The sequence below is a fragment of the Micromonospora sp. NPDC005367 genome, from assembly GCF_040606825.1.
Classification (GTDB): Bacteria; Actinomycetota; Actinomycetes; order Mycobacteriales; family Micromonosporaceae; genus Micromonospora.
Window position 1 is genome coordinate 16,351 of the sequence record NZ_JBEXFP010000024.1, and the last position, 26,411, is coordinate 42,761.

Sequence of the window (26,411 nt, forward strand, 5' to 3'; positions counted from 1 at the left end):
GAGGCGCCGGTGACGCGGATCGTGGGAATCGTCCAGGCCCGGATGGGCTCGTCGCGGCTGCCGGGCAAGGTGCTGCGCCCGCTCGCCGGCCGCAGTGTGCTGGGCCGGGTGGTCCGGGCCGCGCGGGACAGCGGAGCGCTCGCCGACCTCGTGGTCGCGACCAGCACCGACGCGGTGGACGACGCGGTGGCCGCCGAGTGCGAACGACTCGCCGTGCGGTGCCACCGGGGTCCGGTCGACGACGTGCTGACCCGGTTCGTCGGCGCGCTCGACGCCCATCCGGGGGACGCGGTCATGCGGTTCACCGCCGACTGCCCGCTGCTCGACCCGGAGATCATCGCGACGGTGGCGTCGGTCTACCGCGCGGTGCCCGGACTCGACTACGCCAGCACGTCGATCGCTCGCACCCTGCCGCGCGGACTGGACGTGGAGATCATCCGCGCCGACGCGCTACGGACCCTGGACCGGCTCGCCACCGACCACCACCGGGTGCACGTCACCTCGTACGCGTACACCCATCCGGAGTTGTTCCGGGTGCTCGGGGTGACACTCACCCCGGACCGGTCCGGGCTGCGGCTCACGCTCGACACCGAGCAGGACTGGACCCTGCTGCGGGCGATCGTCGACCATTTCGGTGACGTCAGCGTGCCGCTGAGTAAACTCGCCGACTGGCTCGACGGGCAGCCGGCGCTGCGGGCGGTCAACGCCGACGTACGCCAGAAGCGGCTGGAGGAGTCCTGAGAACCGTACGTGTCGGGTTGCGCTGCGACGCCGGTCCCCGGCGCGGCGTGGGCCACCTGGTCCGGTCCCTCGCGCTCGGCGAGGAGTTCCTCGCCCGCGGCGCCCGGGTCGAGCTGTTCGGTTCGGTCGAGTCGGTGGGCTGGGCCGCGGCGCAGCTCGCGGCGCGCCACGTGCCGCTGCACCCGGGTCCGCAGACCCCCGCCGAACTGGTCGAGACGGCCCACCGGCACCGGTTGGACGTCATGGTCCTCGACTCGTACGAGCTGGACCCGGCCGGGGCGGGAGCGCTACGCGCCGCCGGTGTGGTCACGCTCGCCATCGTCGACGGCGACACCCGCGGCCAGGAGGCCGATCTCTACCTCGACCAGAACTTCGGCACCCGGATCGATGCTCCGCCGTCCCGGCTGCTGGCCGGCGCCGAGTACGCCCTGCTGCGTGACTCGGTGGTGGCGGCCCGGCCACCGGTCACCCCACCCGCCGCGGCGGTGGCGCGCCCCCGGGTGCTCGCCTTCTTCGGTGGCACCGACGCGGTCGGGGCGGCCCCGGCGCTGACCCGGCTGCTCTTCGGCACCGGCCTCCCGATGGAGCTGACCGTCGTGGTCGGCCGCGCCGAGATCGGCGCGGAGCTGGCCGAGGTGACGCGCGGCCCCGATCAGTCGCTGCGTCCGATCCCACCCACCGACGCGTTGCCGGCGCTGATCCGGGAGGCGGACCTGGTGGTCAGCGCCGCGGGCACCTCCACCTGGGAGTTGTGCTGCGTCGGCGCGCCCGCGGCGCTGGTCTGCGTGGTGGACAACCAGCGTGAGTCGTACCACCGGGTGGTGGCACACGGGCTCGCCGCCGGAGTCGGCGAGCTGCCGGAGTTGACGGCGGAGGGCCCGGCGGGCTGGGCCGCCCGGGCGAGCGCCGACCGGATTCTCTCCGACCTGCTCACCTCACCGGATCGGCGGGCCACCCTCTCCGCGCGGGCCTGGTCAGCTGTGGACGGTCTCGGGCGTCGGCGCGTGGCCGACGCCGTCCTGGCGCTCCTCGACCCCACGCACGCCTGAACGCTCGCGCACGACCGACCGTCCCGCCGCCCCGCACGGTCGAGCAGTCACGCCGCCCCGCACCGCTGATCAGTCGCGCCGCTTAACATCGCCGGGCGGTCGCGGGCGGGGAGACCGCCGCACCGATCAGCGCAGCGGCTCGACGGTCACCCGTGCCCGCAGCCCCGGCCGCTCGGTGAGCAGCTGCTCGACCACCGCGGCGGCCTCCGGGCTGGTGGCCAGGAACCGGATGGGACGCTTCTCCGCCACCACGACCGCCGCGGTACGGGCCGGCTCGGAGAGCGGGATGTGGTAGAACGCCGGCGCCGACGCACCGTGGCTGCCCTGCAGGGTGGCCAGGAAGAGGGTCTCCAGGTAGCCCTCCCGGCGGTGGTCGCTCACCACCACGGTCACCTCGCCAACGCGTACCGGCGCCTGCGCCAGCGCCCGCACCGTCACGTCGGCCTGCCGGGGCCGGTCCAGCGTCCCCGACCACCAGGCGTCGGCCCAGGTCGTGCTCCGGTTGCCGAAGGGCTGCGCGAAGATCCCACCGCCGCGTACCAGGCCGGCCACCCCCGTCGTGGCCGCCACCAGAGACACCGCGACGGCGGCCCGGGCGAGCAGCGCCGCCCGGGCCCGGGCGCGCCCCGGGGCCGGCCGGAGCAGCAGCACCGAGCCCACGCCGATGAGCAGAACGACCAGCAGCAGGTGCAGGGTCTTGCCGTAGTAGTAGCGCGGGTCGGTGCCGAGCACCTGGAAGTAGCTGCGGAAGCCGGCCGCGAACGCCACGGTCGCGGCGAGCGCGCCGGCGTACCGACGCCACACCGGCAGCCGCAGCCCACCGGCGAACAGCCCGGCGGCGACCAGCCCGGCCAGCGCCAAGAACGCGTCGTAGCGCGGGAACACCCCGCCGCCGGTGGTCACGTTGTCGACCTGATCGGTGAAGAGCAGGCCGGCCACGCTCGGCAGCGGCGTGAGCACGGCGGTGACCAGCGCGACCGTGGCGAGCAGCCACGGCCGGCGGCGTACCGCCCGCCGGTGCCGGACCAGCCAGGCGAGCACCAGCACACCGACCACCGGCAGGAACATCAGGTACGCGAAGCCCACCCCGACGCAGAGCGCCCCGAGCAGGCAGAGCTGGGTGCCGGTGCGGGCCACCGGCCGGCAGACCAGCGCGACCAGGATCGCGGTCAACGCCAGACCCAGGCTCTCACCGGGGTAGCCGTAGACCACGAACCGGGTCAGCTCGGAGCCGAGCGCGAGCGCGGTCAGCACCCCGGCCAGGGCGAAGGCCCGGACCGGGTCGAGCAGCCGCCCGGCGACCCGGCCCGCCGCCCAGACCACCGCGAGCACCAGCAGGGCGTACGCGGCCAGCGCCCAGCCGAGGTAGTGGTCGAGGGTGCTCGCCGGTCCACCCGCGGCGGTCGAGGAGCGCAGGAAGGTGTCCAGCAGCGCGGCCGTGAGATGGAACCCCTGCGGGTAGTAGACCATCCCGTCCGGCGCGATCCGGGCCGCCGCGTCCGGGTGCGCGAAGAGGTAGCCGCCGACGGCACGGATGCCCTCCATGGCCGCCAGGTGCCGGCTGTTGTCCTCACCGGTCATCGCGTACGCCAGCCGACCGGCCAGCCCGTCGGCACGCAGGTACGGCCAGGCGAGGGCGAGCATCGCAACCACCGCCGCGAGGACCGGCGCCAGGTCGGCCGCCGTCGGGCGCGGAAGGCGGGGTCGAACTCCGGTGACCAGGGCGAAGCCGAGCAGCACGGTGAACGCGCTGCCCGCCACCGGCACCGGGTGCAACCCCCACGGCCAGTACGAGAAGAGCAGCCCGGCGGCACAGACCGCGCCCAGCAGCAGCGCCGCCGCGAGCACCAACCGGTCCAGCAGGGTGCGGCCGACCCGCAACAGGGCGGCGGTCAGCACCAGCACCAGCGGTGGAAGCAGCCCGGCCAGGCCCAGCGCGTACGCGAGCAGCGGCACGACCCAGGCGGCGACCAGTCCGGCCACCGGGAGGACCGTAGGCCGTCGACCGGCGGGTGGTGCCGGTGGCGCGCTCGCCGCCGCGCTGGTGGTGGAGCTGCTCGGCACGGGTCGCCTCCTCCTGGCGTCGCCCGCCGGGTCGGGGCGGAGCCGCCTCACCGTAGGGAGGTCCCGCCGACGCCCGGCGACATCCACGTGTGCGTCAGGTGACCGGCGGGCGACGAGATACCACCCTCGTACATCTGTGCCAATCGGGCAGGTAGGGTGGGCTCCATGTCCGAGGTCGCCTACCAGCCGTCGATGCTGGACCTCACCGCCGCGGAGCCGTCCCTCGGCCCGCTCGCCGGTCGGCTGCGCCGCCACGAGCTCTCCCGGGGCGCCTGGGTCGAGCACCTTCCCGGCTGGGTGAGCGGCTCGGACGCGGTCTTCGACACCTTGCTGAGCGAGGTGCCGTGGCGGGCCGAACGCCGCAGGATGTACGACAACGAGGTCGACGTGCCGCGCCTGCTCTGCTGGTACGGCCCCGACCGGGCGCTGCCGCACGCGCTGCTGACCGGGGCACGCACCGCGCTCACCCGCCACTACGCGGCGGAGCTGGGCGAGCCGTTCGTCACCGCCGGCATGTGCCTCTACCGCAGTGGGCGGGACAGCGTCGCCTGGCACGGCGACACGCACGGCCGGTCGGCGCACTCGGACACCATGGTGGCCATCGTCTCCTTCGGCTCACCGCGCTCGCTGCTGCTGCGCCCGCGCGGTGGCGGCGCCGGCCTGCGCTTCCCGCTCGGGCACGGTGACCTGGTGGTGATGGGCGGCTCCTGCCAGCGCACCTGGGAACATGCCGTGCCGAAGACCAGCCGACCGGTCGGCCCTCGGATCAGCGTGCAGTTCCGGCCCGCCGGGGTCGCCTGAGCGCCGGCGTCCTGACGGCCGGCTGTCGCGTTCCCCGGCCCGACGCCACGCTTCGCCGGCCCGTTGGCCTCGGCCATTCCCGCTGCGACAACACCGGTGATCAAAATCCGACAGCAGACACCTATAATCAACCGGCCGGCAACACATCGACAACGACGCCGCCCCCGTCGTCTCGCACATTGACGAGGGCGTGGGGCTGACCACCCCTCTCGTCACTCACGCGTAGCACATTGGAGCCTCGGTGCCTGTTGGACGCCCGCTCGCCCGCCTGGGTGGCACGTTCCGCCGACATGTCGGCATGACCGCCGTGGTCGCGGCCGGCATCGCGTTGCGAGTCGCCATGCTGGTGGCCTACCCGCCGGCACTCTGGTTCCAGGGCGACTCCGGAACGTACGTCAAGCTCTCCCAGCAGTGGCCGGCAATGCCGGCCCGATGGCCGTACCCGTGGCTGCTCAAGGCGTTCGAGTGGACCGGCACGTTCTACTCGTTGACAGTGCTTCAGCACCTCGCCGGCCTCGCCCTGGGCGTCGCCGTCTACCTCGTGCTACGCCGGATCGGCGTCGGCCCGTGGGTCGCCACGCTGGCCGCCGCGCCGCTCCTGCTGGACGCCACCCAGCTCACGCTGGAGCACTACCTGCTCACCGAGACCCTCTTCACCAGCGCACTGGCCGTCGCGGCGTTGCTCCTGGTTCGGCGCGAGCGGCCCGGCCCACTCGCCTGCCTCGCCGCCGGGATCTGCGTCGCACTCGGCATGGCGACCCGGCCCACCGGCGTCGTCGCCCTCGGCGCGCTCTTCCTGTTCCTGCTGCTGCCCTGGCGGGGTTGGCGGCCGGTGGCCGCCTACCTGCTCGGGATCGTGGCCGTGTTCGGCTTCGCCTTCGCCGGCACGGGCAGCATCGAGGGAACCCTCGGGACCGGTAGTGGAAAGTTCCTGTACGGGCGCACCGCCCACGTGGCCGACTGCGACGGGATGGAACTGCGCCCCGGGCTGCGCAAGCTCTGCGCACCGCAGCCGCTCGACCAGCGACCCGACCGGCCCGACTGGTTCATCTGGAACAAGGCCAGCCCGATCCATCAGGCGGAACGCCCGGAGGACCTCGACGAGTTCGCCCGCGAGGTGCTCAAGCAGCAGCCCGACCGCTACCTCGCCGCGGTGGCCCGGGACGTCGGCCGCTACTTCTGGTCGCCCGACCTGGGCCCGACGGAGGTCTGCCTGGCCAACTGGTGGCGCCCGCAGCTTGCCCCGACCAACTGGGCGGCGAACTTCGACTGCGTTCCCCGCACCGCCGGCCCCGACTACCAGTGGCAGCCGCTGCCGTCGAAGAACGCGGATCCGAACGTCGCCAGCCGGTTCCTGCACGCGTATGGCCGGTACGCGGTCACCCCGCCGCTGGCCCTGGCCGCGGCGGTGCTGCTGGCGCTGATCGGCGCGGTGTGGCCGCGTCGTGGCCGGCTGCGACTGAGCATGATCGCCCTGGTCTACGTCGGCATCGGTGTCGGCATCATGCTCTTCTCCGTCGCCACCTCGATGTTCGACCTGCGATACGGCCTGCCCGCGCTGGCTTTCCTCCCGGCCGCCGCGGCGGTGGGCTGGCTGCGGCTGCGCTCGGCACCAGTCACGCACGACAAGGCCACGGCGGCCGCAGGCGAGCCGAAGGGGCTCGCCCCGACCGTGGCGGAAAGCAGCGGGGAAGATGACGACGGTTCAGGAGATCGAGGTCACGGTCTTGTTGCCGTGCCTGAACGAGGCGGAGACGCTGGAGGTCTGCGTTCGTAAGGCACTCCGCTCCCTCGCTGAATGCGGAGTCGCCGGGGAGGTGCTGGTATCCGACAACGGTTCCACGGACGGATCGCAGTCGATCGCCGAGGCCGCGGGCGCCAGGGTCGTCCACGCGCCGATCCGCGGCTACGGCGGTGCCCTGCTGAACGGGATCGAGCAGGCGCGCGGCCGGTACATCATCATGGCGGACGCCGACGACTCGTACGCGCTGTCGGATCTCGGTCCCTTCATCGAGGCGCTGCGCGCCGGGCACGACGTGGTGATGGGCAACCGCTTCCGCGGCGGTATCGCACCCGGCGCCATGCCGCCCCTGCACAGGTACCTCGGCAACCCCGTGCTCAGCTGGCTCGGTCGGCGGCTGTTCGGGCTCACCAACGTCGGTGACTTCCACTGCGGCATGCGCGGCTTCAACGCGGAGCGGATCCGCGCGCTCGGGCTCTGCATGCCGGGCATGGAGTTCGCGTCCGAACTGGTGGTCCGCGCCGCGCTCGCCGGCTACGACATCGTCGAGGTGCCCACCACCCTGTCGCCCGACGGCCGGTCCCGCCCGCCGCACCTGCGCACCTGGCGGGACGGCTGGCGGCACCTGCGCTTCCTGCTGGTGTTCGCGCCGAGCCGGACGCTGGTCTGGCCGGGCACGGTGCTTACCCTGCTCGGGCTGCTGGGCGTGGGGGGTCTCAGCTTCGGTCCGCTGAGCCTCGGACCGGTCCGGCTCGACGTCAGCACCCTGGTGTACGCGTGCATCATGGTCCTCGTCGGAGTGCAGCTGGTGCTCTTCGGCGGCCTCGCCGCGATCTACGGGCGTCAGGAGCGGCTGGTCCCGCAGCGGGCGACCGACAGGTGGATCCGCCTGCTACGTCTGGAGACCAGCGTCACCGCCGGTCTGCTGCTGTTCGCGGTCGGTGTCGCGGGCACGATCGGCGCGATCTCCTACTGGGGCCTGGACGGCTTCGGCGATCTCGATCCGCACGCCACGCTGCGGGTGGTGCTTCCGTCCGCCACCGCGATCGCGCTCGGCGTGGTGGTGTTCTTCTCCGGGCTCGTCGGCAGCCTGCTCACCCTCCGGCCGACGCAGCCGGTGCCCACCATCGTGCGGCAGAAGAACCGGTCGGAGCAGGAGGAGATGCTCAGCGCCGGCTGACCGTCCCGCCTCGCTCCCCACGGCCGGGCGAGGCTTCACCGGTGGCCGGACGGGCAGGTGCCCGTCCGGCCACCGGACCGTTCGTCGGAGCCGAGCCGGTGGCAGTACGCCCACCACCGCCGGCGCGCCCGGCCTCTGCTAGAAACGTCCAGGGTCGTTCACGCCCCCGTCGCGATGACGAACGAAGGGTGTGCTGATGACCCGACCCCTCACCGAGCCGCGTTCGCGCTGGTCCGCGTGGTCCCTGCACGGCGACGGACGCTCCGTACGCCCCGGCGACGTGGTCCACCCCGATGAGCGGCTCTCCTGGCCCCGGACGCTGGGCATCGGTGTCCAGCACGTGGTGGCGATGTTCGGCGCGACCTTCACGGTCCCGCTGATCACCGGCTTCCCGCCGGCCACCACGCTGTTCTTTTCGGGGCTGGGCACCCTGCTGTTCCTGTTGATCACCGGTAACCGGCTGCCGTCGTACCTCGGCTCGTCGTTCGCCTTCATCGCGCCGGTGCTGGCGGCGAAGGCCGGCGGGGACCTCGGCCCCGCTCTCGGCGGCATCATCGTCGCCGGGGTGGCGCTCGCGCTGGTCGGCCTCGTCGTGCAGCTCGCGGGGTCCTGGTGGATCGACGCCCTGATGCCGCCGGTGGTCACCGGCGCGATCGTCGCGCTGATCGGGCTCAACCTGGCCCCGGTCGCCTGGGACGGCGGCGGCGCCGGCACCGGGGTGAAGGCCCAACCGCTCATCGCGGTGGTGACCCTCGCCGCCATCCTGCTCGCCACCGTGCTCTTCCGCGGCTTCCTCGCCCGGCTCTCCATCCTGCTCGGTGTGCTGGTCGGCTGGCTGCTCGCCGCCGCACTCGGCGAACTCGACCCGGTCGCGGTAACCGGGCTGCGGGAGGCCGCCTGGGTCGGCCTGCCCGACTTCCACGCGCCCAGCTTCAGCCTGCGGGCCGTGGTGCTGGTCATCCCGGTGATCCTGGTGCTGATCGCGGAGAACGCCGGGCACGTCAAGGCGGTCGCCGCGATGACCGGCCGCAACCTCGACCGGGACATGGGCCGGGCTTTCCTGGGTGACGGCCTCGCCACCGTCCTGGCCGGCTCCGGCGGCGGCTCCGGCACCACCACGTACGCGGAGAACATCGGTGTGATGGCGGCGACGCGGGTCTACTCCACCGCCGCGTACTGGGTGGCCGGGCTGACGGCTGTGCTGCTCGGCCTGAGCCCGAAGTTCGGCGCGCTGATCCTCACCGTGCCGGCCGGGGTGCTCGGCGGCGCCACCACCGCGTTGTACGGGCTGATCGCCATCCTCGGCGCCCGGATCTGGATCGAGAACCGGGTGAACTTCCACGATCCGGTGAACCTGATGACCGCGGCCGTCGCGGTGATCATTGGTGCGGCGAACTTCACCCTCACCGCCGGGGACCTCTCCTTCAACGGCATCGCCCTCGGCACCGGCGCCGCCCTGGTGATCTACCACGGCATGCGCCTGATCGCCCGTCTCCGCGGCACCACCGCCGACCAGCCCCGCCCGTCCCCCGAACCCGAACTCTGACCCCCCGTCCCCCTCTCCCCTTCCCCCCTCTCCCACCGCGTTGATCATGAAGTTATTGCCGGGACACGCCGGGCCGGAGCGCAATAACTTCATGACCAGCCGGGTGAGCGGTCCCGGGGAGGGGGAGGGAGGGGAGGGGGTCGGGTGTGGGTCAGTCGCGTTCGATCTGGTGGCCGATGACCGTCGGGCCGAGCATCACGGCGAAGCCGGAGCCGTCGCGGCGCGGGTCGGCCGCGGGCAGTTCGACCGGCTCGCCGTTCGCGGTCGAGCCGACCGGGCGCGGCCCGACCCAGGCGACCACCACGTCGGTCTCCCCCTTGAGGAAGCGGTGCGCGCGGACGCCGGCCGTCGCCCGGCCCTTGGCCGGGTACGCCGCGAAGGGCGTCATCTTGACCGTGGCACCCGTCGAGGTGACCACCATCGGCTCTCCGTGCGTCGGATCGTCGGTACGGACCGCGCCGAAGAAGACCACCTGGGCCGTGCCCGGAAGGCTGATACCGGCCATGCCGCCACCCCGGATGCCCTGCGGGCGGACCAGCGTCGCCGGGAAGCGCAGCAGTGACGCCTCCGAGGTGAGGAAGGTCAACGCCTCGGCGCCGTCGGTGAGCCAGGTCGCCCCGACCACCGCGTCGCCCTCACGGAGGCCGATCACCTCGAACTCGTCGGCGCGTACCGGCCACTCCGGCGCGCAGACCTTGACCACACCCTGCCGGGTACCGAGCGCCAGCCCCGGGGAACCCTCCGCGGCGGAGCCGAGCGGCGCCAGCCCCACCACGGTCTCCCCCGGCTCCAGGGGCACCAACTCGGCGGCGGACATCCCACCGCGCAGCGACAGCGTGCCGGCCTGCTCCGGCAGCACCGGCAACGGCAGTACGTCGATCTTGAAGGCGCGACCGGCGCTGGTGATCAGCAACACCCGGCCCCGGGCGGTGGAGGGCACACTCGCTCGCACCACGTCGTGCTTGACCCGGCCGTGCCGGCGACGCACCTCGGCGGTCTCCTCCGACTCGGCCGCCGTCCGGGCCACCAGCCCGGTCGCGGAGAGGATGACCTGGCACGGGTCGTCGGCCACCTCGAGCGGACCGGCCGGCGCGGAGGCGGCCAGCACCTCCTTGAGGTCGCCGTCGATCAGGGTGGTGCGGCGCGGCGCGGCGAACTGCTTCACCACCGCGGCCAACTCGTCCGAGACGAGCTTGCGCAGCACCTTCGGATCGTCGAGGATCTTCGACAGCTCGGCGATCTCCCCGCGAAGCTTCTCCTGCTCGGCCTCCAGCTCCAGCCGGTCGTACTTCGTGAGCCGGCGCAGCGGAGTGTCCAGGATGTAGGTGGCCTGGATCTCGGAGAGCTTGAACTTCTGCATCAGGGCGTCCTTGGCCGCCTGCGCGTCCTCGCTGCCCCGGATCAGCTTGACCACCTTGTCGATGTCGAGCAGGGCGATCAGCAGACCGTCGACCAGGTGCAGCCGCTCCTCGCGCTTACGCCGGCGGTACGAGCTGCGTCGGGTCACCACCTCGTAGCGGTGGGCCAGGAAGACCTCCAGCAGCGCCTTCAGCCCGAGGGTCTGCGGCTGCCCGTCGACCAGCACCAGGTTGTTCACGCCGAAGGACTGCTCCAGCGGGGTGAGGCGGTAGAGGTCGGCCAGGAGCGCCTGCGGGTTGACCCCGACCTTGCACTCGACGACCAGGCGGGTGCCGCTCTCCCGATCGGTGAGGTCCTTCACGTCGGCGATGCCGCTCAGCCGCTTGGTCTTGGTGACCTCGTTGGTGATCGCCGCGATGACCTTCTCCGCGCCGACGCCGTACGGCAGCTCCACCACGGTGATCGCCTGCCGTCCGCGGCTGCCCTCCAGCGGGCCGATCTCGACCTTGGCACGCATGCGGACCACGCCGCGCCCGGTCTCGTACGCCCGGCGCACCTCGTCGAGGCCGAGCAGCATGCCACCGGTGGGCAGGTCGGGGCCCGGGACGAACTCCATCAGCTTGTCCAGCGAGGCGTCCGGGTGGTTGATCAGCCAGCGGGCGGCCTGGACGACCTCGGCGAGGTTGTGCGGGATCATGTTGGTGGCCATGCCCACCGCGATCCCGGACGCGCCGTTGACCAGCAGGTTGGGGAAGGCGGCCGGCAGCACCGTCGGCTGGGTCAGGGAGCCGTCGTAGTTCGGCTCGACGTCGACCGTGTCCTCGCCGAGCTCGCCGACGAGGAGCATAGCCTCGCGGGACATCCGCGCCTCGGTGTAACGGGCGGCGGCCGGGCCGTCGTCGGGGCTGCCGAAGTTGCCGTGCCCGTCGATGAGCGGGACGTTGAGCGAGAAGTCCTGTGCCAGCCGCACCATGGCGTCGTAGATGGCCGCGTCGCCGTGCGGGTGGTACTTACCCATCACGTCGCCGACGATGCGTGCCGACTTCACGTGCCCGCGGTCCGGGCGGTGCCCCTGCTCGTACATCGACCAGAGGATGCGGCGGTGCACCGGCTTCAGGCCGTCGCGCGCATCCGGCAGTGCCCGGGAGTGGATGACCGAGAAGGCGTACTCCAGGTAGGAGTCCGACACCTCGGTGACCAGCGGGTTGTCGAAGACCCGTGCGCCGGCCTGGTCGAACGCGGAGAGGTCGACCTTGGTTTCCTTGCGGCGTGCCATGCTCAGTTTTCCCCTCGGGTGGACCCGGTGCTCATGCGTCGATCGCCTCGCGGTCGACCCGGTCGGCGGAGTCGATCAGCCAGTTGCGGCGGGGCTCGACCTTCTCCCCCATCAGCAGCTCGAGGATCCGCTCGGCGGCGTCGACGTCGTCCAGGGTGATCCGGCGAACGGCGCGGGTCGCCGGGTTCATCGTGGTCTCCCAGAGCTCGTCGGCGTCCATCTCACCGAGACCCTTGAAGCGCGGAATGGGCGTGACGATCTGCTTTCCGGCCTTCTCCAGCCGGCGGACCGTCGTCTCCATCTCGGCCTGGGTGTAGGTGTAGACGGTCTGCGGACTGCGCCCCTTGGTAGTGATCTTGTGCAGGGGTGGCATGGCGGCGTAGAGCCGCCCCGCCTCGATCAGCGGACGCATGTAACGGGCGAAGAGCGTGATGAGCAGCGTCCGGATGTGCGCGCCGTCGACGTCGGCGTCCGCCATGATCAGTACGCGGCCGTAGCGCAGGGCCGAGAGGTCGAACGTACGGCCCGAGCCGGCGCCGAGCACCTGGACGATTGCGGCGCACTCGGCATTGTCCAGCACCTGCTGGAGATTCGCCTTCTGCACGTTGAGGATCTTGCCGCGGATCGGCAGCAGCGCCTGGTATTCCGACGAGCGGGCCATCCGGCTGGTCCCGAGCGCGCTGTCACCCTCCACGATGAACAGCTCGCTGCGGTCGATGCCGGTGGCACGGCAGTCCACCAGCTTGGCCGGCATGGAGGCGCCTTCGAGCGCGGTCTTGCGGCGCGCGGCGTCCTTCTGCTGCTTCTGGGTCAACCGGACGCGGGCCGCGTCGACGATCTTCTGGAGCACCGTGCGCGCCTCGGCCCGCGTCCTGCGGTCCTCCAGCCAGGACTTCAGGTGCTGCTCCACCAGTTGCTGGACCACCTTGGTGATGCCGGCGGTGGAGAGTTCGTCCTTGGTCTGCGAGGTGAACTGCGGCTCGGGGATCCGCACGTGCACGACGGCGGTCATCCCCTCCAGCACGTCGTCGAGGGTGGGCGCGTCCTCCTTGGCCTTCAGCAGGCCACGGGTGTTGCGGGCGGCATCGGCCAGGGTGCGCACCAGGGCCCGCTCGAAACCCTTGCGGTGGGTGCCACCGTGCGCGTTGCGGATCGTGTTGCTGAAGCACTCGACGGTGCGCTCGTAGCCGGTGCCCCAGCGGAGGGCGATCTCGACCTCGGCCCGGCGCTGCACGTTCGACTGCATCACGCCGTTCGCGTCGGCGGCGTTCTCCCGGTACGTCCCCTCGCCGTTGACCAGCAGGGTGCCGGAGACCGGGCGGTCGCCGGCCGGGGCGAGGAAGTCCACCATGTCGGTCAGCCCGCTGGGGAAGTGGAACGTCTCCTCGACCGGCTCCTCGCCGGTGAGGTCACGCAGCAGGTAGCTGACGCCGGGCACCAGGAAGGCGGTGTTGCGCAGCTTCATCCGGACGGCCTCGACGTCGAGGGCCGCCCCGGTCTCGAAGTAGCGGGCGTCGTGCCACCAGCGGATCGAGGTGCCGGTGCGCTGGTTGCGCTTCATCGCGCCGGCGACCTGGAGGCCCGGACCGGCCGTGAACGAGGCGTCCGGCCCGTCGCCGTCGAAGATGCCGGGTACGCCGTGCCGGAACGACATCGAGTGGATCTTGCCGCCGCGGCGGACGGTGACGTCGAAGCGCCGGGAGAGCGCGTTGACCGCCGAGGCGCCCACGCCGTGCAGCCCCCCGGAGGTCTTGTAGCCCGAACCACCGAACTTGCCGCCCGCGTGCAGGCGGGTGAGCACCAATTCGACGCCGGAGAGGCCGGAGCGGGCGTGCACGTCGGTGGGGATGCCGCGGCCGTCGTCGTCGACCTGCACCGACCCGTCGGCGTGCAGCGTCACCTCGACGCGGCCGGCGTGACCCGCGACACCTTCATCTGTCGAGTTGTCGAGGATCTCGTTGACAAGGTGACCCACGCCACGGCTGTCGGTGGAGCCGATGTACATGCCGGGTCGCTTCCGGACGGCGTCCAGCCCCTCCAGATGGGTGAGGTCGTCGGCCCCGTACAGGGTCTCAGGCTCTGCGGTCAACTCGTCGTACTCCCCGGTCTCGGCGATGTGGTGCAGCTCACCGGCATCTCCCGCCGGCGCCGCGCGCCGCAGCGAGCCTAGCCGGATGCCCCGACAACGCCTCGGCGCCCCGCGCGACCCGCCGCGCAGTCGATCGGACCCGCGTCTCGCACCGGCGATTCAACACACCTCGTCCCCGGCGGATTCCACCAGGCCGCCGCCGCGGCCCAGACGAGCAGCTGTCGTCGACCGCCGACCAGGCGGCGGCATTCACCGCAGTGCCCGCCGAAACGCTTGATCGACTCGGGTTCCGTGATGTCGGGGTGTTCGCGGCGTGTGGATGCCCCGAGTTCATGGAGGTCGAGTTGACCACGCCGGCTGTTCGCCTGAACGGCCCGGATCCGGCCGGGGACTCCCGATCCTCGCGCACGACGGGACACCGTGTCACGCGCACCGCCACCGCCTGGCATTGACGTTCGTCACATCAAGTGATCTGATCGCGACCTCGAAGAATCTTTCATATTTCGATGGGTAGATGGAGGGTTCGTATGTCCAGCTTCCGTCGCACCGCCCTGGTGGCGGCGCTCGCCGTCACCACGGCCGCACTGTCGACCGCCGTCGCGCTGCCGGCTCCGGCCTCGGCCGCGCTGCCCACCGCCGCGGTCGCCATCGGAGACAGCTTCATCAGCGGTGAGGGCGCCGGGGCGTACACCCCGGTGGTCGACATCAACGGCGTCGCCCAGGGCTTCCCGAGCTGGACGGCGCCGAACAGCAACGCGTACTTCTGCCACCGCTCGGCCAACGCCTCCCTGCACCAGGCGAACCTGCCGGGCATCCAGACCCGGTTCAACCTGGCCTGCTCCGGCGGGCAGCCCCACGACATCGCGACCGCGTCGGCGGCACGGACGAAGGGGCGCCAGGTCGCCGCCCAACTCGACCAGCTCCGGGCGGTGGCCCAGACCCACGACATCGACCTGGTGCTGGTCGGCCTCGGCTCGAACAACAGCTCGTTCACCTTCGGGACCGTGGCCGAGAAGTGCGCCAACCGGTTCATCGCCGACGCCTGGACCGGCTGGTGGGAGTTCTGGGCCTACCTCAACGGCCCGGTTCCGCAGCAGCCGTGCAGCGACGCCGACCTGGCCACCACGGCACAGTTCGACGCCGCGACCGCGGAGACCGTCGCGGCCGCACGCCAACTGCTGACCACTCTCGACCAGATCGACGCGGACGGGCAGCACCGGGTCGTCTTCCAGGACTACACCAACCCGCTGCCGTTCGAGTTGCAGTCCAACTTCCACAGCGAGGACGGCCGGGACGACACCCGGGACAAGTTCCGCGCGCTGGGCGCCGAACGGTACGCCGCCGGCTGCCCGATCCACCGCGCCAGCCTGCTGCCCGGCCACCACTTCTCGCAGGGACTGGGCAGCCTGGTGAAGTCGACCCGGGACACGCTGGCCGCCGACTTCCCCGCCGCCGACCTGGTCTACCTCAACGTTCAGCAGGCCTTCAACGGCGCCCGGCTCTGCGAGTCCGCGGCCAGCCCCACCGGCGCGCTGGCCACGCCGATCCGGCTCCAGGACAACCCGCCCGACGGCACCTTCGTCACCAGCCTCTCCGGCAAGGACAAGATCGCCATCCAGCGCATCGCGAACACCTGCGCCACGTACTTCCAGACCTGTCAGGAATCGTGGCACCCGAACGCCGCCGGGCACCAGGTGCTCGGGCAGTGCCTCACCGGCGCCGCGGCCACGGCCGCCCGCGCCGTCGCCTGCGTCCGCGCCGGCGACGGGTCGGTCACCGTCTCCTGACCCAGCTCGTACGGCCGGCCCACCACGCCGGCCCCCGAACCCCGACACGAGGACGGTGCCGGGGACGCCGGGGCGGACGTCCCGACCCCGATCCCGCAGGGCCGCGCGCTCGGGATCCGCCGCGCAACTTCCGGTCGTACGGCGGATCCCGGGGGCGCTACGGGCGCCGCGCCGCGCCGAGCACGTGCGGGGCGGCAGGCCCCGGGACGGCGGCGTCCGGGAAGCGGAACCGGTCCAGTTCCGTGACGGTGAAGCCGGCCGTGCCGATCGCCGCCAGCGTGTCGCGGCCGGTGTGACAGCCGCCGCAGAGCAGCGGCCAGCAGGTGGCGTCGACCACCCGCTGGACCCGGCGCAGGCCGGGCGACCGCGACCGGACGTGCTCGAAGAAGCGCAACTGCCCGCCGGAGCGGGTCACCCGGTGCGCCTCACGCAGCACGGTGGCCTGGTCGGCGACCGAACAGAGCACCAGCGACACCACCAGGGCGTCGGCCACCCCGTCCGCCACCGGCAACGCCTCGGCCAACCCGTCGGTGACCGTTACCGGCACCGGCGCCTCGGCCGCGGCGACCCGGGCCGCGGCCCGCAGCCGGGGCTCCGGTTCGACGGCGAGCACCCGGGTCACGGTCGCCGGGTAGTGCGCGAAGTTGCGTCCGTTGCCCGCGCCGACCTCGACGACCACTCCGTGCAGGCCGGCCACCAGCCGGTGCCGGTGCCTCGCGCCACCCGCGCGGTCCATCGCCACACTGGCCCGCTCGAACACGCGGGCGAACAGCGGATGCGAAACTCTCCTGCCGGGCATGGCTCCTCCGTCCGAAGGGCACGGCACGGCCGGCGGCGAGCGGTGCTTCCGGCGGGCCGGCGGGACGAAACAGCGGTCCCGTGCCGTCGGATCCCCGCGTCGAGCGACGGTCCACACCGAGGAAAACCGATGCCTAGCAGGCTAGGGCGTGTGTCAAAGTTTCGGTCGAGCCGAGGCGGAGTCCGGGCGGCGGTCCGGCATGCGGGGATTCGTCCGGATACCGGGGTGGTATCCGGACGAAGCGCCGACGCCGCCGGTCGTCGATTGGCCGACGACCGCGGCCGGACGGCCGCCTCAGTCACTCCTCCGGTTCGATCGGCACCATCTCACCGTCGCGTTCGACCCGGATCTCGCCGTGGTCGCGTCGCGGCGGCACCTCCGCGATGTTCCGGTTGAGGTCGTTGCCCGGGTGCATCAGCACCGCGTCGGTGTCGGGAGTCTTCTCCCGGCTCTCATCCGGCTGCGTCATGGCACTGCCCCCTTCGTCGGTCCCCCTCCTCTACCCCCGCAGGCCCCGACGACTCCTCCCACCAGGCCCGTAGCCCGTCCCCGAACTCCCGGTGGCCGACGTGGTCGACCCGGCTCGGTCCGGTCGCGTCTGCCGACGCACCGTCGTCCGGTCCGTTCCATCGCCAGAGGTCTCGACCCGTGACGCACCGGGGGTTAGCCGCAAGGGCGGTGGGTAAGCCGCAGCGCCCGACACGGCGGAAGGGGATCAGATGTCGGAACGGCATAGCGCACTGCGCTCGATGCACGATCTGGGCTTGGCGGCCTGGTTCGGAGGTTCCCTGATGGGGGCGTTCGGCGTCAACGGCGCGGCGGCGAAGATCAAGGATGCGACGCAACGGCTTCCGGTGGCCTCGGCGGGCTGGTCCCGGTGGACGCCGGTGAACGCCGCCGCGATCGGCGCGCACCTCGCCGGCGCGGTCGGCGAACTGGTCACGGAGAGCCCACGGGTGGCCGCGCAGGCGGGCGTGGCGCGAGCCACGGTCGTCAAGACCGCACTGACCGTGGGCGCGCTCGCGGTCACCGGCTACAGCCGGCTGCTCGGCATGCGGTTGCAACGGGCCGGCAACCCGCCGGTCGACGGCGTCACCGAGCCGAACCACATGACCCCGGTGCAGGTAGCGGCCAGCCAGCGCCAGATGAAACTGCTCCAATGGGCGGTGCCGGCCCTGACCGGCGCGTTGGTGGTGGTGACCGCCTACATGAGCGAACAGCAGAAGCCGGGCCAGGTGTGGCGCGGGATGCTGAACCGGGTCGGCGGAATGAGGAGCGCCCCGAAGGGCATGGCCAAGTTCGCAGCCGTGAGCAAGCTGACGGGGATGAGCCGGCCCGCCGGGGGCGGCAAGATGGCCGGGGTGCACCTGCCCGCCGCGATCGGCAAGTTGGCGGGCATGGGAGCGGCCAAGCGGTCGGCGGCCGTGTCCAGCCGCTGAGCACCGACCGAGGAACCACCCATCCGCCGATCCGGCGGCGTCCGTCGCGGACGCCGCCGGATCGGCGGCTCAGCGCTCGCACGCGACGCGCATGACCTGCGCCATGACGGGCAATCACCGCCGGTACCGGCGGACGAGCAGCGAGGTGGACATGACGGCGGACAAGGGACGCGACGACGGTCAGGCCCCGCGCGACCCGGAGGCCACGGTCCCGTGGGGAACCCGGGACGTCTACGACACGGAACCGCCCTGGGGCGTTGACGAGGACGATCCGATGGACGAGGGCAGCGAGGAGACCGCCGTTGGACCGGGGCGGCGCGGCGAGCGCCGGGCCGGCCTGCCGTCCGGCCCGTCCGGGCCCGCGGGTCGGCACGGCTTCGGCTCGGTCGAACCGACCCGGGCGCCGATGGCCGGCCCGGGTGCGCCACCCGATCCGGCGCCCAGCGGCCGGTCCTTTCCCGACGACGCGGACATCGACGAGCGGGCGCAGGACGCCTTCCGCAGCCGGGGCCGCCGTTCCGCCTGACCGACGCGAGCCGTCGCATCGTGCCGGGCCTGCCGGCCGTACGGGTTCAGGCGGTGGCGTCGGCTGGGACGGGACGCTCGTGCCCGGCGCCGGCCAGCAGCCCGGCCATCCGCTCGGCGTCGCGCTGCGCCTGCCCGGCACAACAGTTGTTGAACAGCACGTGCAGCTCTCTGGACTGCCCGGCCAGCTCGGTGAGCGGCTCCGACCAGTGGCGTAGCTCCCGGTCGCCGTACGCGTAGCGGAACTTTTCCCGTTTGTCCCCCGTCGCCCAGTCGTCGCTGTGCCCGTGGAACCGCACCATCGCCAGCTGCGTGGTGGCGATGAGGATCGGTGGGACCGACGACGGGTGGCCCTGCGGCATGTCGACGCAGACGAGACCGAGTTCGTGCGTACGCAGGAAGTCCACCGTGTCCGGCGCAGCCTGTCCGTCGAACCAGGATCGGTGCCGGAACTCCACGCCGACGCGCCACGGCCGGCACCGCTCGGCCAGGTCGACAACGCGTCGTCGGGCGGCAGCGCCCCGGGCCAGCCACGGTGGCAGCTGGAGCAGCACCGCGCCGAGCTTGCCGGCCGCCGCGATCGGGTCCAGCGCCGCGCGGAACCGGGCCCACATCTCGTCGTACGCCCCGGCGGACAGGTCCCGGCGGCGTACCCGGTCCGGGCCGCCCACCGGGCGCAAATCGCGTGGCAGCGCGGTGACCGGTGTGGGATGACCGGTGAAGAGACCGAACGCCTTGATGTCGAAGCTGAACCCGTCCGGCGTCGCGTCGGCCCAGCCCTGCGTGGTCTCCGGCGCGGGCACCGCGTAGTACGAGGTGTCGACCTCGACGACCGGGAAGTGCCGGGCGTACCAGCCGAGCCGGTCGGCCGGCGTGTTGGCCGACCGCGGGTACCAGCCGGAGGCCAGCACCTCCCGGTCCGCCCAGGACGACGTGCCCACCCGAATCACACCCATGTCATTCCGGTACCCGGGCCGCGGCCTCCGCAACCCCGGCGGAGCGGCGGAACGGCGGAAAGTGTCGGTACCCGCACGTACGGTCTCCCTGGCCGACAGACGAACGAAGGGCGACATCCATGAGCACCGTGGAACAGATCATCACCAGCGAACGGGCGGACCTCCTGCAGACGCTCCGCCGGCACCGTGGCTTCCTGCGGCAAACGGTCGAGGGCATCACCGACGAACAGGCGGCCACCCGCACCACCGTCAGCGAGCTCTGCCTCGGCGGTCTGATCAAGCACGTCGCGGGCACCGAGGAGCGTTGGATGCGATTCGCGGTCGACGGCGCGGATGGCATGCAGAGCACCCCGATCGACTGGGAAGACCAGTTCCGGATGCACGAGGGTGAGACAATCACCGAGCTGCTCGACGAGTACGCCCGGGTGGCGGCAGGCACGGACGAGCTGGTGGCCACGCTCGACCTCGACTCCACGCACCCCCTGCCGGTCGCACCCTGGTTCGAGCCGGGGGCGAGCTGGTCGTTCCGGCGGGTGCTGCTGCACGTCATCGCCGAGACGTCGCAGCACGCCGGGCACGCCGACATCCTGCGCGAGGCGATCGACGGGGCCAAGACCATGGGCTGACCAGCCGGCGGGCGACGTGATGTGACGTCTCGTGGGCGTACGGCGCTGACCGACACGAGATGAACGCAGAGCGGATGGACCAGGAGACCGTCGAACGGCTGCTCGACGGTCCCGTCGATGCCACGCGCGCCGAGGCACATCCGATCGTGCCGCTCCTGCTGGCCGTGCGTGCCGAGCCGCAACCGCACGAGTTCGGCGGCGAGATTGCCGCGCTGATGGCGTACCGCCGGGCTCTGGCCGACGCACCGGGCCCGCGGCCGCGGCCGGACGCACCTCTGGTGGGTGCCGCGGCCGGCCGCGGCCTCATCCGTTTCGGGGCGCGAGCGGGCGTCGCCGCACTCGCCCTGGCCGCAACCGGTGGGATCGCACTCGCCACCCCCGGCACCTGGCCCGGGACTCGGCCGGCGCCGCCGACCAGCGTCCCGGCGTCGTCGGTACCGGCGCCGCCGACGGGCGTCCCGGCCTCGTCGGTACCGGCGCCGACCGCGAGCGCGGTGCCGCCGGGCAGTACCACCGCACCGGCGGCACCGGCGGAGCCCGGTAGGACGGCGCGGCCCGCTCCCGAGGTCGCCCTTCCGGGCCTCTGCCGCGCCTACCGTGCCGACGACGACCCCGACGCGCTCGGCAGCCCGGCCCTCGCCGGTCTCGTCGCGGCCGCGGGTGGCCGGTCCCGGGTGCCCGCCTTCTGCGACCGGATGCTCGCCGACGACGCTCGGCAGGCCACACCTCCCGGCCAGGTCAGTACCTCTGCCCGTCCGCACGCGCGGTCCGTGACACCACCCACCGAGCCTCCTGGCCGTCCGGACGAACGTGAACATCGGACCCCGCCGGCCGACGACCCGCCAAACCTGGCCGGCCCCCACCGTTGACGTGGTCCCCGGAGCAGCCGGCCGAGAGGCGTACGCTCAGCGCATCCGCGGGCGTCGCGCCCGCAGGTTGCCGCGGTCCCGCCCGTACGCGTCCGAATGCCCCCAGCGGCCGGGGATGTCCAACAGCTCGATCCGCCCGAACCCCGACGGCAGCACGGGGCTCACCAGTAGGTTTTCGCCGCTGGGCCGCAGCCCGAGCAGAGTGGCGAGCAGCATCAGCAACCCGCCAGAGGACCATGCCTGGGGTCGGCCGGCCGCCGGCAGCTGGATCGGATACCTGGTCACCTCACGCTCGTATCCGGCGATCACCTCGGGCACCGAGCCGCCGAGCGTGCACGCCATGTCGAAGATGCCCGACGCGATCCGGGCGGCCTCCGCGTCACAGCGGTAATTGCGCAGCCCCGCCACGATCAGCGCGTTGTCCGACGGCCAGACCGCACCCAGGTGCGAGCCGACCGGGTTGTACCGGTGCTGCCCGGCTGCGAACGTTCGCACGCCCCAGCCGGAGAAGAGATCCGGGCCGACCAGGTGGGCGGCGAGCGCGCGGGCCCGCTCCTCCTCGACGATGCCGCTCCACAGCAGATGCCCGATGTTCGACGACAACGCGTCGACCGGCGTGCCGTCCGGCTCCAGCGCCAGCGCGTAGTACTCCGTCTGCGGCAGCCAGAAGTCGTTGTTGAACCGCCGTTTCAGCTCCGCCGCCTCCCGTTCCAGCCGGTCGGCGTACTCCGGCTCGCCCCAGAACTCCCGGGCCAACCGCGCGCCGCGTCGCTTGGCGTCGTACGCGTAGCCCTGGAGCTCGCAGGTCGCCCGGGGCTGACCCGGCAGCCGGCCGTCGGCGTAGGCGATGGCGTCCGGCGAGTTACGCCAACCCTGGTTGACCCACCCCTTGCGGTTGCTGCGCCTCAGGTATCGCAGGTAGCCGTCACCGGTGAGGTCGCCGTACTCGTCGATCCAGTCCAGCGCCATCCGGGCCGGATGCCGCAGCTCGCGGACCAGGTCGGCGTCGCCCGACCAGCGCTCGTACTCGTCGAGCAGGACCACGAACAACGGTGTGGTGTCCGCCGCGCCGTAGTAGAGGGCCGTCGGCTCCTCGCCGAACGCCGCCGCCTCGCCGTAGCGCAGCTCGGCCACGATCTTTCCCGGCTCCTCGTCGTGCTCGTCGTCGAGCCGGTCCCCTTGCAGTGTGGAGAGGCTGTACAGCGTCGACCTGGCCAGCTCGGGAAGGAACGCCAGGGTCTGCAGGCAGGTGATGATCGCGTCCCGCCCGTACAGGGCCATTCCCCAGGGCAGGCCGCCCACCGGCACCATCCCCGACTTGACGAGCGGGACGTAGCGCAGCGCGGCGAGGTCGACGAGGCACTGCCGGTACGTCGCCGTCAGCTCCGGCCGCTCGGAGACCAGCAGCGGCGCCCGGTCGAGCCACTCCCGGAGATCCTCCCGCATGGTCCGGCGGACGTGCTCCCGGTGCTCCTCCAGGCCGGCCCGCAGGTCACGACCGCCCGCGCCCTCGATGTGGGTCGCGACGTGCAGGTCCGTGACCCACTCGCCTTCTGGCTCGATGCGGATGTGGTACGTCAGTCCGTGCTCGTCCACGTCCACCGGGGCGGTGCTGGTGACGACCGTCTGGCGGACGAACCGGTCGCGGGTGTATCGGAACCGCAGTTGGCGCCGCTCCGAGTCAGCGACCACCGAGACGTCGCGGGTACGCGGCTGCTGGATCTCCGAGGTGTCGGCGAAGTCGGATCCGACGTCCAGCCGGACGGTGAACTCGGCCGGCTCGGCGGAGTGGTTGAGCACGATGATGCGTTCCTGGAAGGATTCGTCGATGGACCGATGCCGGATCAGCGAGACGTCCGTGTCGACGTAGTGGCTGGCCGCCCCGGGCACCAGGAAGAACCGGGTCTCGAAGTACGTCATGTCGTCGCGGGAGAGGGCGTTCAGCCGCTCACCGTCGACCTTGAGCACCCAGTGGGACAGGAACCGGGTGTCGAACGCGAAGTAGCCGATGGGGTCGTGCGGGTCGACGATGATGTCGCCCTGTCCGTCGCTGATGGCGAAGGCGTTCCCCGCCATCACGTACACCCGCTCCGGCCTCATCGGTCACCATCCCGTCCGCTGGCGGGGTCGGCGGCGAGCTGCCGGGCGACCTCGCGAGGGTGCTGGGCGCCCGCCTGGCCGGGAAATATGCGGCGGAACACCACGAAGAGCCGCATGTCGCCCTCGACGGTCATGTCGTTTCGCAGCATCGCCGCGGGGGCGCGCAGCTGCCCGGCGGCCAACCGGTCGAACACCGTCCGGTGCGCCCGCAGGACCAGGTCGGCGTCGTCGGCCGAGCGGCCGACCTCGACGTGCTGGTCGGTGACGGTGAGGTACCAGTGTTGGGTCCAGCCGTCCTGGTACATGTCGAGGCGAAGCGTCCCGTTCAACGTCTCCGGTATCCCGGGACGCCGCTCGGGCGTCAGCGCCAGCAGGTGCTCCACGGCCGTCGTGCCCATCGGTCTCCTCCCCTCGCCCGGTCACCTTCCCAGTGGTGGGGGTGAGTCCGGCTCACCCGCGACGGGTGAGTCCACGGCCTCGGGTCGGGTGAACCCGACGCGGGCGGCTGATCGTGGGCGCGGTCAGCCCGTCTCGATCAGCCCACGGACGTAGGCGGCCTGGCCGACGTGCTGGAGGTCGTCCTCGATGACGCTGACCAGTCGGACCCCGAGCGTCACCGGCGGGTCCCACGAGGTGTCGACCACCCGGTCCAGGTCCTCGGCCCGCAACCCGGCGAGGAACCGCCGGCTACGGGTGTGCACCTCGTCGTAGTAGTCGAGCAGCACCTGCCCGCTCTCCGGCCGGACTGCGGCGACTTGCTCGGGCGTGTGCCCGTATCCGGTGTCGCCCGGGTCGGCGCGGGCCAGGCCGAAGCGGCCCGCCCAGTCACCGGTCACCCAGATCTGCTCGGCGTCGAGCAGTTCGGCCAGGTGGCCGTCCTGGACCCGGGTCAGGTGCCAGACCAGCCAGCCCACCGGGTTGGCGCCGCGATGGGGAGTCTGGCGCAGCTGCTCCGGGCCGAGACCGTGGACCGCGCCGCGGACCAGGTCGGGCAGCCGGTCGTACGTCTCGATCAGCAGGTCGCTCACGTCCATGTCGTACGCCTCCCGAGGATCGCCTTCGCTCCCTGGTACCGCCAGCCATCCCGACCAAACCTGCCCGTTACCGTGATCACGTGGTCGCGGCGTTGGAGCTTTACCTCGACACCGACGCCACCCGTCGGATCCGGGTGCTCTGGGACGCGCTGGAGTCCGAGGGTGTGCAGAGCATGCGGTCCCTGCTGGAGCAGCGGCACCGCCCGCACGTGTCACTCGCGGTGGCGCCCCGGTTCGATCCCGAACGGGTCGGCGAAGCGCTGCGTGGCATGGTGGTCGCGGCGCCGCTGCGGCTGTCGTTCGAGCACGTCGGGCAGTTCGTCGGCCGGGTGCTCTGGCTCGGTCCGACGCCGACCGCCGAGCTGCTCACGCACCACCGGCAGGTGCACGCCCGGCTCGCGGCGGCCGGCGTCACCCTGGTCGAGCACTACCAGCCGGGGCGCTGGGTGCCACATTGCACGCTGTCGATGCGGGTGCCGAACGCGCTGATGGCCGCCGCCGTACGACGTTGCCTGGAGATGCTGCCGCTGGAGGCGACGGTCGTCGGCGCGGCGCTCACCGACCACGCTCGCGGCATCTCCTGCCCCCTGCCCTGAGCACCCCGCCGCCCTCGACCGACCGGGACCTGCGGCGATCTGCCCACCCGCTCGACGAGGGGGCGGGCAGGTCGCCGGGGAGCCTGGTTCGGGACGACACGAGTCGGGTAATGGGAAACCGCGTGTGCAGACGCTCCCTGGCGTGGGATCGTTCGAGTGAGCCGTGTCACAGGCCGGCGTGCGGGCCGCGAGGGGGCGGGATCCGCCCACCTGCCGCCCACCGCCGCTGTCGGTGGGCTCCGAGGGGTCACGGCTGCAAGAGAGAGGCATCGCCATGCAGGCTCAACGCAGCGCGCCACCGGTCGAATCGAGCCAGACCAGCGAAGACGCGCAGGTCGCCGGCACCACCGGACCTTCCACCCCCCTCTCGATCTGGGCCGCCGCGGCCCTGCTCGGCAGGATGGGCGCCGACGAGGACGACATCGAGGACGAGCGCCACATCCTGCGCGGTTTCGAGTAGCGGGCACGGCTCTCGGAACGCGACGCGGCGTCCACGAGATCCGACCATGGTCCGCGTGCAGATCGACGATGATCCGTTACCCGGATCGACGATGGCCCGTGCGCGGATCGACGCCGGCCCGCGCCCGGATCGGCGATGGCTTGCGCCTGGATCACAGCCAGCCGCGCCGCTTGAAGATCAGGTAGAGGGTGCCGCAGACGAGCGCCATCAGCGCGATCGCGAAGAGGTACCCGAACCGCCAGCGCAACTCCGGCATGTGCACGAAGTTCATGCCGTAGACCGTGCCGATCAGGGTGGGTGCGAACAGGATCGCCGCCCACGAGGAGACCTTCTTCAGCTCCTCGTTCTGGGCGTAACTGGCCGCGGTGAGGCTGCGCATCTCCTCGTTCTGCTGCTGTGAGACCAGGGTGGCGTTGACCGTGAGGATGTTCTGCAACAGGTGGCGGAAGCTGTCCACCCGTTCCACCACCTGGGTCAGGTGGTCGTTGACGTCCCGCAGGTAGCGCTGCAGCTCCTCGTCGGTGCCGTACTTGCCGGAGCCCGCCGCGAGCGCGTTCAGCACGCCGAGCAGCGGTCGGGCGGCCCGCTGGAACTGGATCACCTCGCGGCTCAGCTCGTAGATGCGCCGGCTCGCGTTGGGGTCGCCGCCGAAGACCTCCGTCTCGATCTCGTCGATGTCGTGTTCCAGTCCCGCCACGACCGGGGCGTACCCGTCGACCACCTGGTCGAGGATCGCGTAGAGCACGGCCTGCGGACCACGGGCCAGCATCCCCGGTTCACCCTCCATCCGGCCCCGGACGGTGGCGAGGTCGGGCGCCTCGCCGTGCCGGACGGTGATGACGAAGCCCGGGCCGATGAACAGGTGCACCTCGCTGAACTCGACCTCCTCGCGTACGTCGACGTAGCGGGCGGCGCGCAGCACGATGAAGAGAGTGTCCCCGTACCGTTCGAGCTTGGGGCGCTGGTGGGCGTTGATCGCGTCCTCGACCGCGAGGTCGTGCAGCCGGAACTCCTGCGCGAGGGAGAGGATCTGCTCGCGGCCCGGCCGGTAGAGCCCGATCCAGGCCATCCCGTCGTCCAGTTCCTGGAGGCAGCGGTACGTGTCGGCGAGGGTGGGCGGCGAGGCGTGCCGGTGTCCGTGGGCGTAGACGGCGCTGTCGACCAGCCCTCCGGGGCCGCTCTGCGGCTCCTGCGGCCACCACCCGCCCGGCTCGTGCTCGTGTTCGTCGAGGCGGCGGCCGAAGCCGCCCTCCTCCTCCGGGAGGTGACCGTCGCCGACCATGAACACCTCCCCCACTGCTGCCCGGCGGACGGCACGGGCGGCGCCCCGCTCACCACGCCGGCCGGGTCGCTCTACATCCCCACCTTCCGGCC

23 protein-coding genes are annotated in these 26,411 nt (G+C 72.2%); 13 read left to right on the forward strand and 10 right to left on the reverse strand.

Annotated features, from left to right (window positions below; all coding sequences use genetic code 11):
* The first annotated feature begins 9 nt into the window (after window positions 1-9).
* Together ABZS42_RS18240 and ABZS42_RS18245 are read left to right on the forward strand one after the other, a co-directional pair.
* A complete protein-coding gene (locus ABZS42_RS18240; protein WP_355146762.1) occupies window positions 10-741 on the forward strand; it encodes a glycosyltransferase family protein in 732 nt (243 codons plus the stop codon).
* Window positions 738-1,790: a spore coat protein gene (locus tag ABZS42_RS18245; RefSeq protein WP_355146764.1), complete on the forward strand. Its 1,053-nt coding sequence runs from the start codon at window positions 738-740 to the stop codon at window positions 1,788-1,790. The genes ABZS42_RS18240 and ABZS42_RS18245 overlap by 4 nt, the downstream gene beginning before the upstream one ends.
* Window positions 1,791-1,916: 126 nt before the next feature.
* Here the strand turns inward: ABZS42_RS18245 and ABZS42_RS18250 are convergent, their stop codons facing one another.
* On the reverse strand, window positions 1,917-3,773 hold the full coding sequence (locus ABZS42_RS18250) for a hypothetical protein (protein WP_355146654.1): 1,857 nt from the start codon (window positions 3,771-3,773) through the stop codon (window positions 1,917-1,919).
* A 246-nt stretch (window positions 3,774-4,019) separates the two neighbouring features.
* On the opposite strand from ABZS42_RS18250, the gene ABZS42_RS18255 reads away from it, so the two are divergent.
* The 4 genes from ABZS42_RS18255 to ABZS42_RS18270 all read left to right on the forward strand — a co-directional run bounded on the left by ABZS42_RS18255 (window position 4,020) and on the right by ABZS42_RS18270 (window position 9,122).
* Entirely contained in the window at window positions 4,020-4,655 is a 636-nt protein-coding gene (locus ABZS42_RS18255) for an alpha-ketoglutarate-dependent dioxygenase AlkB (RefSeq protein WP_355146656.1), read from the forward strand.
* A 241-nt stretch (window positions 4,656-4,896) separates the two neighbouring features.
* The gene (locus tag ABZS42_RS18260) at window positions 4,897-6,432 is read left to right on the forward strand and encodes a phospholipid carrier-dependent glycosyltransferase (protein WP_355146658.1); all 1,536 of its coding nucleotides are present in this window, start codon (window positions 4,897-4,899) and stop codon (window positions 6,430-6,432) included.
* On the forward strand, window positions 6,350-7,576 hold the full coding sequence (locus ABZS42_RS18265) for a glycosyltransferase family 2 protein (protein WP_355146660.1): 1,227 nt from the start codon (window positions 6,350-6,352) through the stop codon (window positions 7,574-7,576). The genes ABZS42_RS18260 and ABZS42_RS18265 overlap by 83 nt, the downstream gene beginning before the upstream one ends.
* Before the next feature lie 196 nt (window positions 7,577-7,772).
* On the forward strand, window positions 7,773-9,122 hold the full coding sequence (locus tag ABZS42_RS18270) for a solute carrier family 23 protein (RefSeq protein ID WP_355146662.1): 1,350 nt from the start codon (window positions 7,773-7,775) through the stop codon (window positions 9,120-9,122).
* Window positions 9,123-9,273: 151 nt separating this feature from the next.
* On the opposite strand, the gene ABZS42_RS18275 is transcribed toward ABZS42_RS18270, so the two are convergent.
* Window positions 9,274-11,757 carry a DNA topoisomerase IV subunit A gene (locus tag ABZS42_RS18275; RefSeq protein WP_355146664.1) on the reverse strand — a complete coding sequence of 828 codons (2,484 nt, stop codon included), beginning with the start codon at window positions 11,755-11,757 and terminating at the stop codon, window positions 9,274-9,276.
* A 31-nt stretch (window positions 11,758-11,788) separates the two neighbouring features.
* Window positions 11,789-13,882: a DNA topoisomerase IV subunit B gene (locus ABZS42_RS18280; RefSeq protein ID WP_355146766.1), complete on the reverse strand. Its 2,094-nt coding sequence runs from the start codon at window positions 13,880-13,882 to the stop codon at window positions 11,789-11,791.
* A gap of 491 nt (window positions 13,883-14,373) precedes the next feature.
* Here ABZS42_RS18280 and ABZS42_RS18285 point away from each other — a divergent pair, with 491 nt between their 5' ends.
* Complete coding sequence (locus ABZS42_RS18285) at window positions 14,374-15,633, forward strand: hypothetical protein (RefSeq protein ID WP_355146666.1); 1,260 nt, start codon at window positions 14,374-14,376, stop codon at window positions 15,631-15,633.
* 157 nt (window positions 15,634-15,790) lie between these two features.
* Here ABZS42_RS18285 and ABZS42_RS18290 read toward each other — a convergent pair whose 3' ends face one another.
* The gene (locus tag ABZS42_RS18290) at window positions 15,791-16,432 is read right to left on the reverse strand and encodes a class I SAM-dependent methyltransferase (RefSeq protein WP_355146668.1); all 642 of its coding nucleotides are present in this window, start codon (window positions 16,430-16,432) and stop codon (window positions 15,791-15,793) included.
* A 298-nt stretch (window positions 16,433-16,730) separates the two neighbouring features.
* Window positions 16,731-16,901, reverse strand: a complete 171-nt coding sequence (locus tag ABZS42_RS18295) for a hypothetical protein (protein ID WP_355146670.1) — start codon at window positions 16,899-16,901, stop codon at window positions 16,731-16,733.
* A gap of 250 nt (window positions 16,902-17,151) precedes the next feature.
* Here ABZS42_RS18295 and ABZS42_RS18300 point away from each other — a divergent pair, with 250 nt between their 5' ends.
* Both ABZS42_RS18300 and ABZS42_RS18305 read left to right on the forward strand, forming a co-directional pair.
* The gene (locus ABZS42_RS18300; protein WP_355146672.1) at window positions 17,152-17,871 is read left to right on the forward strand and encodes a hypothetical protein; all 720 of its coding nucleotides are present in this window, start codon (window positions 17,152-17,154) and stop codon (window positions 17,869-17,871) included.
* A 103-nt stretch (window positions 17,872-17,974) separates the two neighbouring features.
* Window positions 17,975-18,397 carry a hypothetical protein gene (locus ABZS42_RS18305; RefSeq protein ID WP_355146674.1) on the forward strand — a complete coding sequence of 141 codons (423 nt, stop codon included), beginning with the start codon at window positions 17,975-17,977 and terminating at the stop codon, window positions 18,395-18,397.
* 46 nt (window positions 18,398-18,443) lie between these two features.
* Here ABZS42_RS18305 and ABZS42_RS18310 read toward each other — a convergent pair whose 3' ends face one another.
* Window positions 18,444-19,352, reverse strand: coding sequence for a DUF72 domain-containing protein (locus ABZS42_RS18310; protein WP_355146676.1), 909 nt, complete (start codon window positions 19,350-19,352; stop codon window positions 18,444-18,446).
* Window positions 19,353-19,471: 119 nt separating this feature from the next.
* Here ABZS42_RS18310 and ABZS42_RS18315 point away from each other — a divergent pair, with 119 nt between their 5' ends.
* Together ABZS42_RS18315 and ABZS42_RS18320 are read left to right on the forward strand one after the other, a co-directional pair.
* Window positions 19,472-19,978, forward strand: coding sequence for a DinB family protein (locus ABZS42_RS18315; protein WP_355146678.1), 507 nt, complete (start codon window positions 19,472-19,474; stop codon window positions 19,976-19,978).
* Between the two features lie 59 nt (window positions 19,979-20,037).
* Window positions 20,038-20,847 carry a hypothetical protein gene (locus tag ABZS42_RS18320; protein ID WP_355146680.1) on the forward strand — a complete coding sequence of 270 codons (810 nt, stop codon included), beginning with the start codon at window positions 20,038-20,040 and terminating at the stop codon, window positions 20,845-20,847.
* 36 nt (window positions 20,848-20,883) lie between these two features.
* Here the strand turns inward: ABZS42_RS18320 and ABZS42_RS18325 are convergent, their stop codons facing one another.
* The 3 genes from ABZS42_RS18325 to ABZS42_RS18335 form a co-directional block, all read right to left on the reverse strand.
* Window positions 20,884-22,947 (reverse strand): glycogen debranching N-terminal domain-containing protein, encoded by a 2,064-nt coding sequence (locus ABZS42_RS18325; RefSeq protein ID WP_355146682.1) that lies wholly within the window; start codon window positions 22,945-22,947, stop codon window positions 20,884-20,886.
* Window positions 22,944-23,345 (reverse strand): SCP2 sterol-binding domain-containing protein, encoded by a 402-nt coding sequence (locus ABZS42_RS18330; protein WP_355146684.1) that lies wholly within the window; start codon window positions 23,343-23,345, stop codon window positions 22,944-22,946. The genes ABZS42_RS18325 and ABZS42_RS18330 overlap by 4 nt, the downstream gene beginning before the upstream one ends.
* 123 nt (window positions 23,346-23,468) lie before the next feature.
* On the reverse strand, window positions 23,469-23,981 hold the full coding sequence (locus ABZS42_RS18335; RefSeq protein ID WP_355146686.1) for a DUF664 domain-containing protein: 513 nt from the start codon (window positions 23,979-23,981) through the stop codon (window positions 23,469-23,471).
* Between the two features lie 80 nt (window positions 23,982-24,061).
* Here ABZS42_RS18335 and ABZS42_RS18340 point away from each other — a divergent pair, with 80 nt between their 5' ends.
* Window positions 24,062-24,577 carry a 2'-5' RNA ligase family protein gene (locus tag ABZS42_RS18340; protein ID WP_355146688.1) on the forward strand — a complete coding sequence of 172 codons (516 nt, stop codon included), beginning with the start codon at window positions 24,062-24,064 and terminating at the stop codon, window positions 24,575-24,577.
* Between the two features lie 274 nt (window positions 24,578-24,851).
* Entirely contained in the window at window positions 24,852-25,037 is a 186-nt protein-coding gene (locus ABZS42_RS18345) for a hypothetical protein (RefSeq protein WP_355146690.1), read from the forward strand.
* 151 nt (window positions 25,038-25,188) lie between these two features.
* Here the strand turns inward: ABZS42_RS18345 and corA are convergent, their stop codons facing one another.
* Window positions 25,189-26,319, reverse strand: a complete 1,131-nt coding sequence (corA, locus tag ABZS42_RS18350) for a magnesium/cobalt transporter CorA (protein WP_355146692.1) — start codon at window positions 26,317-26,319, stop codon at window positions 25,189-25,191.
* Window positions 26,320-26,411 lie beyond the last annotated feature (92 nt).